The organism is Peribacillus sp. NPDC094092 (genome assembly GCF_050279365.1).
GTDB lineage: Bacteria > Bacillota > Bacilli > Bacillales > DSM-1321 > Peribacillus.
In genome coordinates, this window is sequence record NZ_JBNNUC010000004.1 from 314,711 (window position 1) to 330,234 (window position 15,524).

A 15,524-nucleotide genomic window follows, 5' to 3' on the forward strand; every position below is an offset into this window, starting at 1 on the left:
CTTCCTGCTCGTTCAATGAACATTTCAAAGCGAATCGAGCATGAGAGTAATTTTTTAATGCCAAAACCTAAAACAATGAAAGCCCTGCCTCTCTCCCATCCATACGGTTCCTAGACCGTGCCTGCGAGAATCAGATAAAAGCTTGTAAGTACATGTTTATTAATTAAACCGTCCGTAATTCCAATTGGGTAGATTAAATTCCAAAAGACAAATGGTACATAGAAGTAAGTTAATGAAGAACAGAAATGGATCGAGGAAAATAATTACATGTAGTTCTTTTTTCTAGATGTGTTTAACTTGTTTCTACTTCATCATGAAAATGATGAAAAATTATTTTATTAATAAAAATGCTACTTTAAATTACCCTCCAGTGTTTTCTTTTCTTAACACTGAAATTTAACTATACCATAAATATTTTTATGTGTAAAGTCTTTATCCAAAATGAAATCGCTCCGTCATACTTCTTTCTTAAAATAAAAAATAAAGAGGCTATGATTCACCTCTTTCATTTAAAAGCATTATACTCATTTTCTATTTTTGGAAGTTCCCTGACTTCCTCAACTAATTGACTTCCGCACATTGGGCAATCATAGTTTTCCGAGGCAAAATCTTTTCTCATCCAGCCATTACAATCTGCTGATCCACATGCATATACTATCGTATCTTCCATAACGATTTCTGGTTCCTCTGAATTCTTTTTACCAAAATACATGAGCAACCTCCTCTTTTTTATATAAAGACTCTGATCAAAGGCGCAAAATTTCTCCTTTTTATCATTCCTAGTATACGCATTAAACTATAATCTTATTTATTCAATGAAGAAATTATCCAAAAAACCTTAACACCTTTCGTTTTCCAACCCTGCTTTAACCAAGATCGCTTTAATCATGAAGTAGGAAATATGCTCAGGCAGGGCTTCTTTTAATGGTTTCAATTTTTCAGAATCCAATTGTTTCGCAGTTTCCAAAACAAGATCAAACTCTTTATCCGAGAAAATCTCATCCCATTTGATATCCATGTGTTCTTCTGCACACTTTAATAAATGATTTTCAATTGAAACGGAAGACAGCCCTCTCAATGTTCCTATTTCCTTGATTGATTTGCCTTCCCGATATAAGCTATAGCTTTCTGCATGAGATGGTTTAGTAGCTCGCTTTACCGTTTCCTTTGTAACCATAGTATTCGTTTCTAATTCAGGGTGTGCCTGTACATACTGGGAAATCCCTTGTAAGAACACAGATCCGAAGCGTTCAAATTTCTGCATCCCTACGCCTTTAACTTCCAGGAATTCCTCTTCCGTCCTCGGCAGTTTGACGGCCATATCTTTTAAAGATGCATCGGAAAAAATAATGAATGGAGGTACATTTTCCTTGCTTGCCAATTGTTTCCTTAACTGTCTTAATTCTTCGAACAACCCATGATCCGCACTGATGCTGCTTACTTTTTTTATTTCCTTGCGCAGGACTTTTTTCTGTCCCAGCAGCACTTCCCTGCCAGCATTGGTAACCTTGAGGACCGGAAACTGGCCGCCCGTCATTTCGATGTACTGTTTTGCTGTCAGGAAATCAATGAAATCACCTACATCCTTAGCAGATTGATCATTGATGATACCATAGGTTGAAAGCTTCTGGAATCCGAACTCTTCAATTTTCTTATTGCGTGATCCCGTAAGCACCTGGGAAATCATCGTTTTACCGAATCGCTCACCCATTCGCAACATGCATGAAAGAACCATCTGTGCCTGTGTCGTTACTTCAACAGATTCACGTTTATCTGTACAATTTTCGCAATGACCGCAATCTTCCGGGTTTTCTTCTCCAAAGTATCGAAGGATGAAGGCTTGCAAGCACCCTTCGGTAAAACAATAATCCTTCATTCTGTTCAATTTCTTCAATTCCTGGGACTGCCACTCCTGCGAGGGATTTGATTGATCAATCAGGAAACGCTGTATCTGCATATCCTGAGGGGAATATAAGAGAATACATTCACTATCCAAACCATCCCTCCCTGCACGGCCCGCTTCCTGATAATAACTCTCCATGTTCTTTGGAGTTTGGTAATGGATGACATATCTAACATTCGACTTATCGATTCCCATCCCAAAGGCGGATGTTGCTACCATCAAGGGAACGTCATCCCGAATGAATTGGTCTTGCTGTTCCGACCGGTCTTGTTCATTCATGCCAGCATGGTATCGACCTGTATTGAATCCAGCCTTAATAAGCTTGGCATACAATGTATCGACTTCTTTTCTAGTGGCTGCATATATGATACCCGATTCACTTTTGTTTTTCTGTAAATAGCGCATTAAAAACCGTCCGCGATTTTCTTCTTTCACAACGGAAAAGAACAGGTTATCTCTGGAAAACCCAGTTGATACTGTATGCTGCTCTGATATCCCTAGTGACTGACATATATCATCGGTCACATGCGGTGTGGCCGTTGCCGTTAATGCCAGTACAGCAGGAGCTGATGGCATGTTTTTCAATAAGGTTTTGATTTTTAAATAACTTGGTCTGAAGTCATGTCCCCATTGAGATATACAATGGGCCTCATCAATGGCAACCAATGATATGTCCACATTAAAAAGATCCTGTTGAAATGCAGGATTTTCCAAGCGTTCTGGTGCAACATAGACCAACTTATATCTACCGTGCTTAATATCGTTCATTCTATTGGATGATTCTAACCCAGAAATGGAGCTATTAAGAAATGTGGCATCAATCCCATTTTGTTCGAGGGCATCTACTTGGTCCTTCATTAAGGAAATAAGTGGGGATATCACAAGCGTTACGCCAGGTAACAGAAGGGCTGGAATTTGGTAACATATTGATTTACCTCCGCCGGTAGGCATGATTCCTGCTGTGTTTATTCCTTCCAAAACCTGTTCGATAATCTGTTCCTGACCTTTTCGGAATGACTCATAACCAAAGTATTCTTGTAAATAAGTACGTGCCTTTTCCATCAATTTATTACTCCCCCTATTTTTTGTAAAGATTTATAAGGATCTATTTCTTCCATTGTACCTGCTTTTCCCGTCAACCTAAAGGACAAAAGAAGCAGACACATTATGTCTGTGTCTGCTTCTTTCAATATATGAACATGTTTTGCATGGTTAAATTAATTCAGGATTTGCACTTTAACGTTTTTAACGCCCCAATTCACGGCATCCTGTTCGTTTGGAACAAATATGTCCACTCTATTCCCTTTGATGGCACTGCCAGTATCGGCTGCCGTCGCGTAGCCATAACCTTCAACATAAACCTTTGATCCCAGTGGAATGACTGAAGGGTCCACGGCAATCACTTTTGCATCAGGATTAGCTTTCAAGTTCACTCCTGTGGCTGTTGTACCGCTGCAACCTTGACAATCAGCCGTATAGGCGGTTGCACTAACAGTAATCTCTTTTCCAGATTTTGCTTGATCTTGAGATTCATTGTTTGTGTCTGCTGGTTCCGCTTGTTCAACCGGCTTTGTTTGTTCTGCTGGTTTCGATTGTTCCACTGGCTTTGATTGTTCTGCCGGTGCAGCCTCTGATTCCTGCGCGGGTCCTACACTTGCAGCTTCGACTTTATTAGCTGCAGGTTTAATGACCAGTTTCTGACCAGGATGGATTGTATCTGAGTTTAAACCGTTCCAAGATTTAATATCATTTACCGCTACAGCATATTTGTCTGCAATTTCCGATAATGTGTCCCCTGACTTTACTTTATGATGCTCTTCTTGAGAAATATGTATGGTTTCTCCGGCATAAATCACGTCTGAAGACAAATTGTTCCAAGACTTAACATCTTCAATTGATACTTTATAAGTTTGAGATATCCCCCATAATGTGTCTCCATCTTTCACTTTGACATCTTCTGCTTGTACCGGAATTGTAAATGCACCGGATATTGCAGCCGCTGCCGCTAACGATAAGATTGATTTTTTCATATGTTGTTACCTCCTTGTGAGCTGCTTTATAAGCTACGAGTTAAATCTTAACATAGTTTTTTTCTATACAAAGAACAAACAGATAAAGAATAGATGACAAACATCACAGTAAGATAACGAGACCATAACAGGATTTTATAATATTCTGAAAAAGCATCATTTTCCAGATAGTTTCCTTTCCAGACCAGGGGAGTCATATTATGCATGACTAAAGCATAAGAATTAAAGGCTATATTTTTACAAAGGAGGTATTTATTTTGACTCGTGAAAAAACTTTTACCTTAGTAAAGTCATATAAACCTTTCCATAGTAAATTCGATCCTTGCCCGCCTATTGGGAGAAAGTACTACAGGACACCTCCTAATCTGTATATTAATTTTCAACCGCCGAATTTGGAGCAGTTCACACCGGAAGAAGCTTTGAAATACGGGACACTTTGGAAATTCTTTTATGATTTTTATGATAATCCATACCGGGAAAGGGAGACGTAAATGAAAAAGAAACTGGATGATGAATATTATCAGTTGCTTGAACAAATACAGGCTGCCGATTTTGTACTAGTTGAGTTGACACATTATTTGGATACACATCCTAACGATCAGCAGGCTTTACAGCAATTCAATCAATTCCATGAATATTCCAAACAGTTGAAATCGGTTTTTGAGCCTAAATATGGTCCATTATTGGGATTTGGAAACAGTCCGGGCGGTGAAAATAAATGGGAATGGGGCGAAGGCCCATGGCCATGGCAGGTATAAGGAGAGATAGCTATGTGGGTTTATGAAAAGAAGCTGCAATATCCAGTTAAAGTAAGGGACTGTAATCCTAGATTGGCTAAATATTTGATAGAGCAATATGGGGGTGCTGATGGTGAGTTAGCTGCAGCACTCCGTTACTTAAATCAACGATATACAATTCCCGATAAAGTAATTGGCCTGCTGACGGATATCGGAACCGAAGAATTTGCCCATCTGGAAATGATCGCCACGATGATTTATAAACTTACAAAGGACGCTACCCCCCATCAGATGGCAGCAGCTGGGCTAGGTGAACATTATGTCAATCATGATAGTGCTCTTTTTTATCAAAACGCGGCAGGAAATCCGTGGACTGCCACTTATATCCAAGCCAAAGGAGATCCCATTGCAGATCTATATGAAGATATCGCTGCTGAAGAGAAGGCCAGAGCAACCTACCAGTGGTTGATTGACATCTCGGATGATCCTGATATCAATGATTCACTCAGGTTTTTACGTGAAAGGGAAATTGTCCATTCGATGAGGTTCAGGGAAGCTGTGGAGATTTTAAAAGAAGAAAAAGGTAAAAAGAAGTTCTTTTAACGAAATTCACATAAAAAAGGCAGCGGAGAAAATCCGCTGCTTTTTTATTTACGGTCTGAAGAATATGTCCATCCATCTTCCTGGTAAATCTTTTCTTCTTTCATCAGTTTGCCGAGGGCACGCTTGAACGCTCCCTTGCTCAAACCGAAGTGAAATTTAATATCATCAGGTGGAGTTTTGTCTCCATAAGGCATTGCACCGCCGCGATTCATTAAATAATTGAAAATGACATCAGCATCTTCCCCCATTAAATCTTGTTTAAAGGGGATCAATGAAACGTTAAGCGTCCCATCTTCTTTACTATCAATGACGCGCCCTTCAACTAATTCACCAAGACGGGGCTCCTCCTTGCGTTCACTTTCGTGAATGAAACAGCGGTACCCTTCTTGTGAAATAAAGAAAGATCCAACCATAAGCAAACGATAGACATTTCCCTTAATACTGGTGTTACGGATTCCTTTTAAAGGAGCTTTTACTGCGATCTCCTGAATTACATCTTCCGTTGCAAGTTTACCAAACAGGCGATCATGTCGATCTGTCTTCAGGGATACATATAAACGATCACCTACCTCAGGCCATAAACGATCTATATTCGGAAGGTCATCCAGGGATACAAGAATATCTTTGGAAAGACCGATGTCCACAAAAACCCCCAGTTTCCTTTTCACATTGACAACTTCCGCCCAGCCATATCGATCAATCTGAATTTCAGGTATCTTCATTGTCGCTGTTAGCCTTGCTTGTTTGTCATGGTAGATGAACACAGTTACTTCATCGCCAATCTCAAGTTCCGTTCCTTCATTCATTTCATTATGATGAAGTAAGACATCTTCTGAACCATCCGTTAAAAACCATCCAAAATCAGCCTTACGTTCCACTTCTAACTCTACAGCCATGCCGGCCTGAATTTTTTGCATGAATAAAAATCCTCCTGTAACTTACCTTTTCCTACAATTGTACCCAATTATTTATTTTTCCAACATATTTGAATTTATCATTTTTTTGTTGTTCTGTATACCTATTACGTTTTTTTATTTTTTACCCCTTCTTTTCTTCATGGAATGCCTTTGGGATCAAAATCTGCCCTTGTTTACCGTTCCTTAACAATGTATGGATGATCACATTGGATAATTTGCTATGTGATTGGTATCTTGACTCTGAAGTGTTCATGCACCATTTTGCAGATGGAATTCCACCGCGATTCATTACCGAAAAATCCCTTGGCCAGTTAAATTAACTTCGTCAATAGACGCTCTATCCTAGCCTGAAGTTCACTAATACTAAATGGTTTCGCTACATAATCATCTGCACCATGTTTCAAAGCATTTGCCATATCATCCGTACTTTTCCTTCCAGTTAGCATTAAAACGGTGAAAAGCTTAGCATTACTGCTGTGTTTCACATTCTTCAGAACTTCAATTCCATCCAGGATGGGCATCACTCCATCCAGGATTAAAAAATGCCCTACATCTTCCTTTGCTCGATTGGATTTCAAAAAGGATGGACCATCTTCATATACAGCGATATTCAAATCAAAATGCGGAATTTGTAGCGAATGCAAGGCTTTAGTCAATATGGTCCGGATAATGAAATCATCATCGATAAATGACACATTGAGGGATTTCTTGTTATTTCCCGCTAATTGTATGCTTTCAACCCTTCCGCGACCTGAGCGTTTCGCTTCATATAAAGAAGTGTCGGCTTCCTCCAATGCCTCCTTGGGCGTAATATTTTCATTTTCAACCGGAAAAACCCCCGCAGAAAATGCAACCGAAATGTGTGACCATTCTGGTTGATTTTCTTTGCAGAAAAATCCTTGATTAATTTGGTTAACTTGTGTTTTGCTTCATCATTCGATGTATTCGGAAAAATAATGACGAATTCTTCCCCTCCATGCCGGCAGATCAAGTCCGAACTCCTTATATTGTTTTTGATGAATCGGGCAAACTCAACCAGAACAAAGTCGCCCACCGAATGCCCGTATCGATCATTCACCCTTTTAAAATGATCCAGATCAATGATGCTTATTGAAAAATGGAGCCCTGACCGCTTATAATCATTAAAATAACGTGGCAGTGTATCTTCCAGGAATCTTCTATTATATACCTGTGTCAACTCATCAATTAGGACCGATTGGTCAAAGATTTTTTTCCGCTGTATATGTCTTTCCATCTTGACAATAAACTCATCGAAATCAATTGGCTTACCAATAAAGTCATCCGCACCCATCTTGAATGCTTTTATCCGTGTATGTTTATCGTTCTGAATGCTGATCATGATTTTTGGTATGAAATATTTCTCGTTATGTAGATGAATCTCCTGAAGGATTTGAAAACCATCCATTGCAGGTAACTGAATATCAAGAATAAGGCAATCCGGCTGCATCTCAAAGTATTGATTTGTCGCTTTGACAGGGTCGGCGTTCGTTATGACCATCCATCCCATATCTTCCAATAGATCTTTCAATAAAATCAACATGGAAATATCATCATCAATGATCTGGATGAGCGGGGCTTGTGAATCGCGGACAGGCTTTGCTTTTATTTCAACTTCATCAAAATGCTCATATTCATATATATGTTCTATGAGTTCAAAAAGGAAATTCCTAAGTTCCGTCCGATTCCAGACCTTCTCACTATCTTCATCAATCCCTTCCAATAGCTGTTCGGTGATGGCCATTAATCCACACAATTGCAGGGTACCAGCCGTTCCTTTGATTGAATGCAGAAAGCGGAATATCTCTTGGGAAGGAATGGTCTCCCCTGCATCCAGCTCTAACCAATCAGATAGTTTGTTTTTAATATTCCCAAATAAGCTATTTTTGTATTTTTCCATATTTACAAGATTCACTTTTTATCACTTAACCCTTTCCACCTAAACAATCCTACGGTCATCTTACTCTTAACAATTTCAATAATGACTTTTTAACTATACAAATCTGTTTAATTCATTTTTATTAGGTCTAAAGTATATCATTTCAGGAATATTTTACATCATAGGGGTCAGTCTGATAAATAGAATATTGCCATATTGCACAATTTATTTAAAATTTGTCATAAAGTTTACTTATTTCTTATCTTCTAAACCCGCAATTTCATACTCAGGTATTTCGATGATATAATTTAATGATCAACAGAAAGGAAAAAGAAATCATTCATGACAAAAAAATTGTATTACACATCCACCAAGACTTCCCAATGGGACACCAAAATTCAGGAGAGCTTTGAAGAAGATGGCTTTTACTACATCACTCTTGAAGAAACCGCTTTTTATCCCGAAGGGGGCGGTCAGCCTGCAGATACAGGTTTAATAGAAGGAATCACCGTTCTTGACGTTAAAAAAGGCAATGATGGAAAGATTCTGCATAAGACGGAGAGAAGGCCAGATTCAGAAATCGTTCACTGTGAACTTGATTGGTCCCGCCGCTTCGATCATATGCAACAGCATAGCGGCCAGCATTTACTCTCTGCTGTCTGCAGGGAACTGTTCGACTCTAATACGGTAAGCTTTCACCTTGGAAAAGAATATTTAACGATCGATATAATGGCAGGATTTCAATGGACTGAAGTACATACGGCTGCTGCTGAAAAGCTAGTTAATCAATATATCATCGAGAATCGCGAAATCCTTATCTATTACGTGACAAAAGAGCAATTACTGACTCTTCCTGTTGTCAAAATGCCTAAAGTTTTAGAGAATATCCGCATTGTTGAGATTGAAGGGATTGAATATAACCCTTGCGGTGGAACCCATGTAGGGCGGACAGGTGAGATTGGCTTAATAAAAATTTTAAAAACGGAAAAACAGAAAGAATATACCCGTCTCTATTTTAAGTGCGGCTTCAGGGCATTGAACGATTATTCCGAAAGTCTAGGAATTCTTTCTGCATTATCGAATAAGTTCAATACCGGACGTTCAGAGATTCTGAATAGAGTGGAGAAACTGGAGAATGAGTTTAAGCAGCTACTATCGGCAAATGAAAACTTGAAACTTGTAAATGCAAATTTCCTTGCTGACTCTCTGCTTGCAGAAAATGCAGGGGGATTCATCTCTCATATTTTCGAAGACAGCCCAATGAAAGAACTGCTTTACCTTGCAGGTACGATTATAAAAAAGGAAAAGGTTACCGTATTATTAGCATCGCGTAAGGAGCAAAAGATCATCCTTTCGCACAGTGGGGCTATCCCCTTTCATTGCGGACAATATTTCAGGGCTGAACTCGGTTCGTATAATGGGAAAGGCGGAGGGAACGAACAGACTGCACAAGCAGGTTTTGCGTCACAAAATGACTTAATGGCATTTTACCAATACACAGTTGAAAAATTAGGCCATAATACTGGTGTATAAAACCTTTGCGAAGTGTTTGAAGATATTCATGATGAACACGGAAATCACGACTTCTCAGAATGAGAAAAGAGAGGACAAATTTATGTCCTCCCTTTCATTCTTCTATTTTCAATTTGACTAATCCTTGTTCTTCAATATGAAGATGATATTTTTCTTCGAGCTCCATGATACGTTTAAACGCTTCCTCCTGATTGTATTCATGTTTTTCCGACTCCTCGGCAAACTCTTTTCTAGCCAAGTGATAAGCAAGCTTATCCCTGAACACTCCCTCTTCATACTCATTTATGACTTCATGAAGTTGCTCCTCCAATTCCCTGCTTAAATCATAAATTTCATATTCTTTCACAAACTGTACTCCTTCCATGCCGAAATCTTTGGCAAAGGAATTGAGATACTGTTCCACTTCACTGTACTCTTTATTATCTTCAGTATCGGAAGCCACCCAATATCCGTACTGAACCATTTTGAATAATGTTTCATACTGCTTCTTGGTAAAATTGATTTTCATTGTCGATACTCCTTTTCCGGTTTCCTTACAACAAAAAGAATAAACCGCAATGGAACAAAAGTCCAATGCGGTTTATTCTCAATCCAATATTTCCGTTACAGAAAAATAAGCTGCTTTTTCCGTATCTACGACATAATGGCAATCGCCTTTAACTAAATTATAATAACGGTGCTTTTGAATATTTGAAATCATTTGAGTCGAGTCATCACCTTCAACCTCATGCTCTAGTTCTTTGCCGCCCGGAAAATAAAAACTAACTTTCAATTTCATCTTTCTCATCCTTCCCCTCATCTGGTTGAATCACTCTCTTATTTCTTATCCTTTTTCATGCCGTTTTAAACATAAATAAAATGCTTATTCACATTTTCCATGATATTCTAGGGAAAACGGAAATCAGAAGGTGTTTTCATGAGGATAAGGAAAGCCATAGAAGAAGATGTAAATGGAATAGCAAATGTACATATTAACAGCTGGAAAACGACTTATAAAGGAATCCTCCCGGAACAATATTTGTCCTCCATGAATCTGGAAGCCAAAAAGAAAAACTGGCTAAGAAATTTAAAGATGCTGCATAATGCCACCTTTGTAGCGGAAAACGCCAATGGGGAAATCATCGGTTTCGCTGCCGGCGGGCCTGAACAAACGAATGATCCCCATTTTCAAGGTGAAGTATATGCCATTTATTTTTTAAAAGAATATCAACGACAGGGACTCGGCCGAAAGATGATAAAAGCGGTCATACATGAGCTTATGGAAATGAGACATAAGAATTTAATAATCTGGGCATTAAAGGATAATCCTTCATGCGGTTTTTACAAAGCCCTTGGCGGTCAAGTGATAGCTGAAAAAACCGTTAAAATGGCAGGCATCGAGCTCCTGGAAGTCGGTTTCGGGTGGGAAGATATTCAGGATGTCCTTTTGCATTTTTAAGCGTATCGCGAGGTGGGTGGTTACGCTCCATCCTATCTCTTCCCTGTCCCGATAAGGAAATCATTTTTCTCATTACCTAAAAAATAAAGCCTGTGCAATGGCCTTGTCATTGTTACGTACAGCAATTTGATATCAAGTTCATTTCCCTGGCAATACGCTTCTTCCAGGGATATGGCAAATACGACATCGAATTCGAGACCTTTGGCTTGGTAGGAAGGAACAATCAACGTTTTATCCTTAGGGATGTTTCCAGCTTCATCTATTAAATGAAAGCCTTGATGGAATCCCTTTAATTTCTCGTTTGCCAGTTTGCAATCTTTCATCGTTTTAGGAATAACGGCAAACGTTTTAAATCCTTCTTCTTTAAGGCTTGCAATAAGTTCGATTAGTTCTTCTTCCCAACCTTCTTTTTCAATGGAAATGAATTCTGGATCTTTGCCATGACGGACTACAGGTTCGACTTCAGGGAAATCATATGTCAACAACTTAAGTATTTCATTAGCTTGTTTCATTATTTCAACAGTTGTTCTGTAGCTTTTTTGTAATTCAGTATACGTCGCCCGAGGGAAAATACGGCTGTGAACCTCTTCCCATGTTTGAAGTCCGCGGTATGAATGGATGCCTTGTGCAAGATCGCCTACAAGTGTGAACATATCTGTATCAACGGCTGTCTTTAGTGCCTGTAACTGCATGAAGCTGTAATCCTGGGCCTCATCAATGACGACATTTTTTGCTTTGTTTTCTTTATCGACACCAAAAAGCCGCTCCTGAAGATATAATAATGCTCCTAAGTCTTCCATCTCGTAACTTTTAACTGAAAATAATTTATGATTATACTCACATAATACACTGGCATCTTCAAATGTAAGTTTACCGTTGCTGTAAGAGGCAAGTCGCTCCGGATCTTCGTACAACTCCTGATAGTAATCCAAAAGATCTTTACTTTTGAATTGCTTAAAATACCCTTTTACGGAAGTGCGGATCGCCTTTTGGATCTGACCGATCCTTTCCTCCTTTTTATCAAGGCATTTTGTAACAAAATCCTTACGAATGACTGGATCAATATTTCTATAGAGAGCTTTCTCAATTTTGGCATCATAAAGATCAACAACACGTTCAAGCATTATTTTCTTTTTCAATTTCACTTCATTTTGCAAAATGGCCTTCAGTTTGTCCAACCTGCTGTATAACGGTAAATACCAATAATCCTCTTCCAATAATCTAATGAACTTCTTAGCGGAATAGAGGCGATATTTATCACAATAAAAATCAGCATTCGGATGAAAACCCCTGAAAATATCCTTTATATATTCGTCCAATATATACTTAAAGACAGGGGAGCCTTTCAGACCTGATATCCAGACGGCTGAATTAATTTCTTCATCATCCTTTTCCAGCAATCGAGTTAATTTATCATCCGCTGCAAGCTTCACCTGCTTTCCTATTGCTGCCTGAACATATTCGGAAAATGTGAATTGTTTTACCTTTTCCACACCCAATTCAGGTAAAGCTTCAGATATGTAATCAATGAAAACCCGGCTCGGAGCAAGAATCATTAATTGTCGCGGATCGAACAAGTCTTTATAGTGATAAATGAAATAAGAGATCCTATGTAAAGCAATTGTAGTTTTACCACTGCCCGCTGAACCTTGGACAATGATAGGTTTATTCAAATCGGCACGAATGATTTTATTTTGTTCTTCCTGGATCGTGGTAATGATATCTGTCAATCGATTGCTGGAGCTTTTGGAAAGGGATTCCTGCAATAATTCATCCGTTGTTGTCAAATCAATGTCCCTTACCTCCTCCAAGACACCTTCTTCGATCATTAGCTGTCTTTTCAAAGTGATGTTCCCGCTGAATGTCTCTCCTTCCGCTTCATATTCTATTTCACCTATCCGCCCCTCATAATAGAGGTTTGCAATCGGGGATCGCCAATCGACGATGATCTGTTCCTGGCTTTCCCTCTGATAAAGCGATGTTTTCCCGAAATAAAGAACTTCACCTCTATCACCGTCATTCCTTTCAAAATCCACTCTTGCAAAGTAGGGCTTTTTACTTGCTTTACGCAAACTTTCAAGTTCGGTTTTGGACATCTCAAAAAAGTTGGCCGTCGTCAGCAACTGTGAATATAAGCCTGATTCAGACCAATCGGCATCGCCAAAAGCTTCTTGCATATTCCGCTGAAACTGATCTTTGCTTGTTTCTGATGTTTTGATGACTACATCGATATAACGTTTCGTAAAATCCAGCCGCTGACGTTCCTGTTCAAAATCAGGGTGATTACCCAATGAAACCACTTCCCCTTCCTTATTTAGTTATCATTAAACTGCCGATGCTAAGACGAAATGGACATTTATACTACCAGAAAAGCCAATGGTTGACAAATATGTAGACATAGAATGATATAGTTGCGACTTTACCTTCCCTGATATTTCTCACAATTTTCAGGATACACTATATATTCCAGATATGTTGATTTATGAAGGAGTGCCAAAATGCTTTCAGGAGGAGAATCATTGAATACTTTTTTACCATACTGGGAGTAGGAAGTTTATTTTTTAATCATCAGATGGGTATCACATTATCAGATTAATTAAGTTAATGACCATTATACTATCTTCTTTATACATAATGATATGCAGTGAATGTATTGTATATCAAAAAGATGTCAAATCCATCAAGCCATGGAACAAATGATCCCTCCCCTGCTCTTCCTTCAAACATCCTATACGACTGCACAAAAGTCTCCGTCTTTAAAAAGTAGGCTGACCATGATATTGCATTACTCAGGGGCAGCCATACCTAACGTCTTACTTTTATTTATTTATAAATTAAAAAAGGCTTAATTTCAGGCACTCTAGTGCCATTCGAATTGATTATCAGTGCACACTTTAATTGACTTTTTCATAGCCGCCCCCCTGAAAAGGAATTCGCTCAAATAAAGATGGCCCCGGTAAAAGGGGCAGACACTTCATACCATAAAGGAATTTACTTCAAGATCCATTTTTTCAGAAATGGCCTGACTAAAAATATTTTATGTTTATCCTACGACTTTAACTAATCAAGTCACTTTGCTTTAATGCTTCAATAATATATACCATTCACGATTCTCTGGAAATGTTCAGCATCCCATTAGGGGTAAAGTGCACGATTATACCCTTCTTCTACAATTGTCATCATCTCTTAACATAAATAACGTTAATTTAATATTTTATTGGAAACTCCCATTATATACTTAAATTACAATTAAATAATTTTTTTAAGAAAGTGGGTACTGTCATGGAAATGAATGAAAAACAACCAATGCTATCCCCTAAATTAATCCATGAACTTGAAACTTTATCTTCCAAAACAAATATGCCTATCTCCGAACTATTGGAAATATCCGTAGTATCCCTGCTGGAAAAGGTGAATAATACCAAAGAACTAAATGTTGGACTTAATAATAAGGAAATGATATTAAGAAATAAAATCATCATTAATCAAAATAAAGAGGTTTTGAATAACCAAAGCACTTGACCATATAGGTGAAGTGCTTTTTGCTTCCTAACTGCCACTGTATTAATGAATAGATATTCTACCGTGGTTTCCAATGTAATACTTCTTAAATTAGCCCCAATAAAAAAAAGCAGTTATCACCTGCTTTTCAAAAGTAATGCCATCTAAATGTTAAACAAAGTGTATGGGGACGGGTGTGCGAGATTCCTGCTCAGAGCATCCAAGCGAGTGCCCTCCGTTCCAATCACATTTGTTTTTACAAACCCTCAAAAAACTATAGGCAAACTTGATTGTCCAAGTTTGCTATAGTCTGATCCAGCTATTAAACTCTTATTAATGAATCATGGTCTATTTGATGTCACGTATGTACCTGCTATGAAATCATGTATCGCTCTATGGTCTTTCCTTAGGCCGACCATGAATGCACTAACAATAAACCCTATCCCCAATGTAATGGCATAAACCAAAGCAGCAACTAAATACCTCAATAGCATTGTGCCTATTCCTAATTTTTTGCCGTCCATCCTTACAATGCGTATTCCCATAATTCTTTTACCGACCGTATAGCCATACCAGAGTATAGGGACAAGCAGCATGTAAAGAAAATCGAAGAACGTTGAAAAGTTTTCATTTTCCCAATCTCCAGTAATCAACCCGAAAATTATCGCTAATGGTAAAGATACTATTAAGCCATCCAATAATCCTGCAAAAAAACGTTTCCAAAAACCTACTGAATCACTCATTTCTGATCCTCCTGTCGTGTTAGTTACAGTTACCTATATTACCAATTAAAAGGTTGATGCGTAACGAGCCTTTATACCTATAAGTTTCTTTGATGAAAAAATAAAACATGCTTTATACGCGACAATTTAAAAACAAAATGAGATCCTTGTGTAATTTTTGCTTATAAACGGTTGTTTTTGCTAATCTGCCTTTAATTTTCATAAGAAATAAGATACAATTTA

General features: G+C 38.3%; 17 protein-coding genes. 6 read left to right on the forward strand and 11 right to left on the reverse strand.

Going from position 1 to position 15,524, the window contains the following annotated elements; all coding sequences use genetic code 11:
* Positions 1-505 precede the first annotated feature (505 nt).
* From ACQKNS_RS19910 to ACQKNS_RS19920, 3 genes are all read right to left on the reverse strand, one after another.
* Positions 506-712 carry a cold-inducible protein YdjO-related protein gene (locus tag ACQKNS_RS19910; protein ID WP_061463486.1) on the reverse strand — a complete coding sequence of 69 codons (207 nt, stop codon included), beginning with the start codon at positions 710-712 and terminating at the stop codon, positions 506-508.
* Positions 713-838: 126 nt separating this feature from the next.
* Positions 839-2,968, reverse strand: a complete 2,130-nt coding sequence (gene recQ / locus ACQKNS_RS19915) for a DNA helicase RecQ (protein WP_427644997.1) — start codon at positions 2,966-2,968, stop codon at positions 839-841.
* Between the two features lie 152 nt (positions 2,969-3,120).
* Entirely contained in the window at positions 3,121-3,933 is an 813-nt protein-coding gene (locus ACQKNS_RS19920; protein WP_427644998.1) for a LysM peptidoglycan-binding domain-containing protein, read from the reverse strand.
* A 257-nt stretch (positions 3,934-4,190) separates the two neighbouring features.
* Between ACQKNS_RS19920 and ACQKNS_RS19925 the strand changes: the two genes are divergently transcribed.
* Genes ACQKNS_RS19925 through cotJC form a run of 3 tightly spaced genes read left to right on the forward strand, consistent with a single transcriptional unit; the run spans position 4,191 to position 5,273 of the window.
* On the forward strand, positions 4,191-4,424 hold the full coding sequence (locus ACQKNS_RS19925; protein ID WP_063234475.1) for a spore coat associated protein CotJA: 234 nt from the start codon (positions 4,191-4,193) through the stop codon (positions 4,422-4,424).
* Complete coding sequence (locus ACQKNS_RS19930; protein WP_427644999.1) at positions 4,425-4,691, forward strand: spore coat protein CotJB; 267 nt, start codon at positions 4,425-4,427, stop codon at positions 4,689-4,691.
* 12 nt (positions 4,692-4,703) lie between these two features.
* Positions 4,704-5,273, forward strand: coding sequence for a spore coat protein CotJC (gene cotJC / locus ACQKNS_RS19935; protein ID WP_427645000.1), 570 nt, complete (start codon positions 4,704-4,706; stop codon positions 5,271-5,273).
* A 44-nt stretch (positions 5,274-5,317) separates the two neighbouring features.
* Here cotJC and ACQKNS_RS19940 read toward each other — a convergent pair whose 3' ends face one another.
* The 4 genes from ACQKNS_RS19940 to ACQKNS_RS19955 all read right to left on the reverse strand — a co-directional run bounded on the left by ACQKNS_RS19940 (position 5,318) and on the right by ACQKNS_RS19955 (position 8,123).
* On the reverse strand, positions 5,318-6,190 hold the full coding sequence (locus ACQKNS_RS19940) for a CvfB family protein (protein WP_427645001.1): 873 nt from the start codon (positions 6,188-6,190) through the stop codon (positions 5,318-5,320).
* Between the two features lie 121 nt (positions 6,191-6,311).
* The gene (locus ACQKNS_RS19945) at positions 6,312-6,479 is read right to left on the reverse strand and encodes a hypothetical protein (protein WP_427645002.1); all 168 of its coding nucleotides are present in this window, start codon (positions 6,477-6,479) and stop codon (positions 6,312-6,314) included.
* 22 nt (positions 6,480-6,501) lie between these two features.
* Positions 6,502-6,984 carry a response regulator transcription factor gene (locus ACQKNS_RS19950; protein ID WP_427645003.1) on the reverse strand — a complete coding sequence of 161 codons (483 nt, stop codon included), beginning with the start codon at positions 6,982-6,984 and terminating at the stop codon, positions 6,502-6,504.
* Positions 6,912-8,123 carry a diguanylate cyclase gene (locus ACQKNS_RS19955; protein WP_427645005.1) on the reverse strand — a complete coding sequence of 404 codons (1,212 nt, stop codon included), beginning with the start codon at positions 8,121-8,123 and terminating at the stop codon, positions 6,912-6,914. Before ACQKNS_RS19955 ends, ACQKNS_RS19950 begins: the two co-directional genes overlap by 73 nt.
* Before the next feature lie 306 nt (positions 8,124-8,429).
* Here ACQKNS_RS19955 and ACQKNS_RS19960 point away from each other — a divergent pair, with 306 nt between their 5' ends.
* A complete protein-coding gene (locus tag ACQKNS_RS19960; RefSeq protein ID WP_427645006.1) occupies positions 8,430-9,620 on the forward strand; it encodes an alanine--tRNA ligase-related protein in 1,191 nt (396 codons plus the stop codon).
* 94 nt (positions 9,621-9,714) lie between these two features.
* Here ACQKNS_RS19960 and ACQKNS_RS19965 read toward each other — a convergent pair whose 3' ends face one another.
* Positions 9,715-10,128 (reverse strand): hypothetical protein, encoded by a 414-nt coding sequence (locus tag ACQKNS_RS19965; RefSeq protein WP_427645007.1) that lies wholly within the window; start codon positions 10,126-10,128, stop codon positions 9,715-9,717.
* 78 nt (positions 10,129-10,206) lie between these two features.
* Complete coding sequence (locus ACQKNS_RS19970; protein ID WP_427645008.1) at positions 10,207-10,407, reverse strand: hypothetical protein; 201 nt, start codon at positions 10,405-10,407, stop codon at positions 10,207-10,209.
* A gap of 129 nt (positions 10,408-10,536) precedes the next feature.
* On the opposite strand from ACQKNS_RS19970, the gene ACQKNS_RS19975 reads away from it, so the two are divergent.
* Complete coding sequence (locus ACQKNS_RS19975; protein WP_427645010.1) at positions 10,537-11,058, forward strand: N-acetyltransferase family protein; 522 nt, start codon at positions 10,537-10,539, stop codon at positions 11,056-11,058.
* 32 nt (positions 11,059-11,090) lie between these two features.
* Here the strand turns inward: ACQKNS_RS19975 and ACQKNS_RS19980 are convergent, their stop codons facing one another.
* Complete coding sequence (locus ACQKNS_RS19980; RefSeq protein ID WP_427645012.1) at positions 11,091-13,358, reverse strand: HelD family protein; 2,268 nt, start codon at positions 13,356-13,358, stop codon at positions 11,091-11,093.
* Between the two features lie 982 nt (positions 13,359-14,340).
* On the opposite strand from ACQKNS_RS19980, the gene ACQKNS_RS19985 reads away from it, so the two are divergent.
* On the forward strand, positions 14,341-14,580 hold the full coding sequence (locus ACQKNS_RS19985) for a hypothetical protein (RefSeq protein ID WP_427645013.1): 240 nt from the start codon (positions 14,341-14,343) through the stop codon (positions 14,578-14,580).
* 320 nt (positions 14,581-14,900) lie between these two features.
* On the opposite strand, the gene ACQKNS_RS19990 is transcribed toward ACQKNS_RS19985, so the two are convergent.
* On the reverse strand, positions 14,901-15,302 hold the full coding sequence (locus tag ACQKNS_RS19990) for an RDD family protein (RefSeq protein WP_427645014.1): 402 nt from the start codon (positions 15,300-15,302) through the stop codon (positions 14,901-14,903).
* Between the last annotated feature and the right edge of the window lie 222 nt (positions 15,303-15,524).

Bases quoted from the DNA above. Each gene is read 5' to 3' on its own strand.
- cotJC (WP_427645000.1), top strand. From the start codon at position 4,704: ATGTGGGTTTATGAAAAGAAGCTGCAATATCCAGTTAAAGTAAGGGAC.
- ACQKNS_RS19985 (WP_427645013.1), top strand. From the start codon at position 14,341: ATGGAAATGAATGAAAAACAACCAATGCTATCCCCTAAATTAATCCAT.
- ACQKNS_RS19945 (WP_427645002.1), bottom strand. From the start codon at position 6,479: ATGAATCGCGGTGGAATTCCATCTGCAAAATGGTGCATGAACACTTCA.
- ACQKNS_RS19910 (WP_061463486.1), bottom strand. From the start codon at position 712: ATGTATTTTGGTAAAAAGAATTCAGAGGAACCAGAAATCGTTATGGAA.
- ACQKNS_RS19920 (WP_427644998.1), bottom strand. From the start codon at position 3,933: ATGAAAAAATCAATCTTATCGTTAGCGGCAGCGGCTGCAATATCCGGT.
- ACQKNS_RS19965 (WP_427645007.1), bottom strand. From the start codon at position 10,128: ATGAAAATCAATTTTACCAAGAAGCAGTATGAAACATTATTCAAAATG.
- ACQKNS_RS19960 (WP_427645006.1), top strand. From the start codon at position 8,430: ATGACAAAAAAATTGTATTACACATCCACCAAGACTTCCCAATGGGAC.
- ACQKNS_RS19930 (WP_427644999.1), top strand. From the start codon at position 4,425: ATGAAAAAGAAACTGGATGATGAATATTATCAGTTGCTTGAACAAATA.
- ACQKNS_RS19975 (WP_427645010.1), top strand. From the start codon at position 10,537: ATGAGGATAAGGAAAGCCATAGAAGAAGATGTAAATGGAATAGCAAAT.
- ACQKNS_RS19970 (WP_427645008.1), bottom strand. From the start codon at position 10,407: ATGAGAAAGATGAAATTGAAAGTTAGTTTTTATTTTCCGGGCGGCAAA.
- ACQKNS_RS19940 (WP_427645001.1), bottom strand. From the start codon at position 6,190: ATGCAAAAAATTCAGGCCGGCATGGCTGTAGAGTTAGAAGTGGAACGT.
- ACQKNS_RS19990 (WP_427645014.1), bottom strand. From the start codon at position 15,302: ATGAGTGATTCAGTAGGTTTTTGGAAACGTTTTTTTGCAGGATTATTG.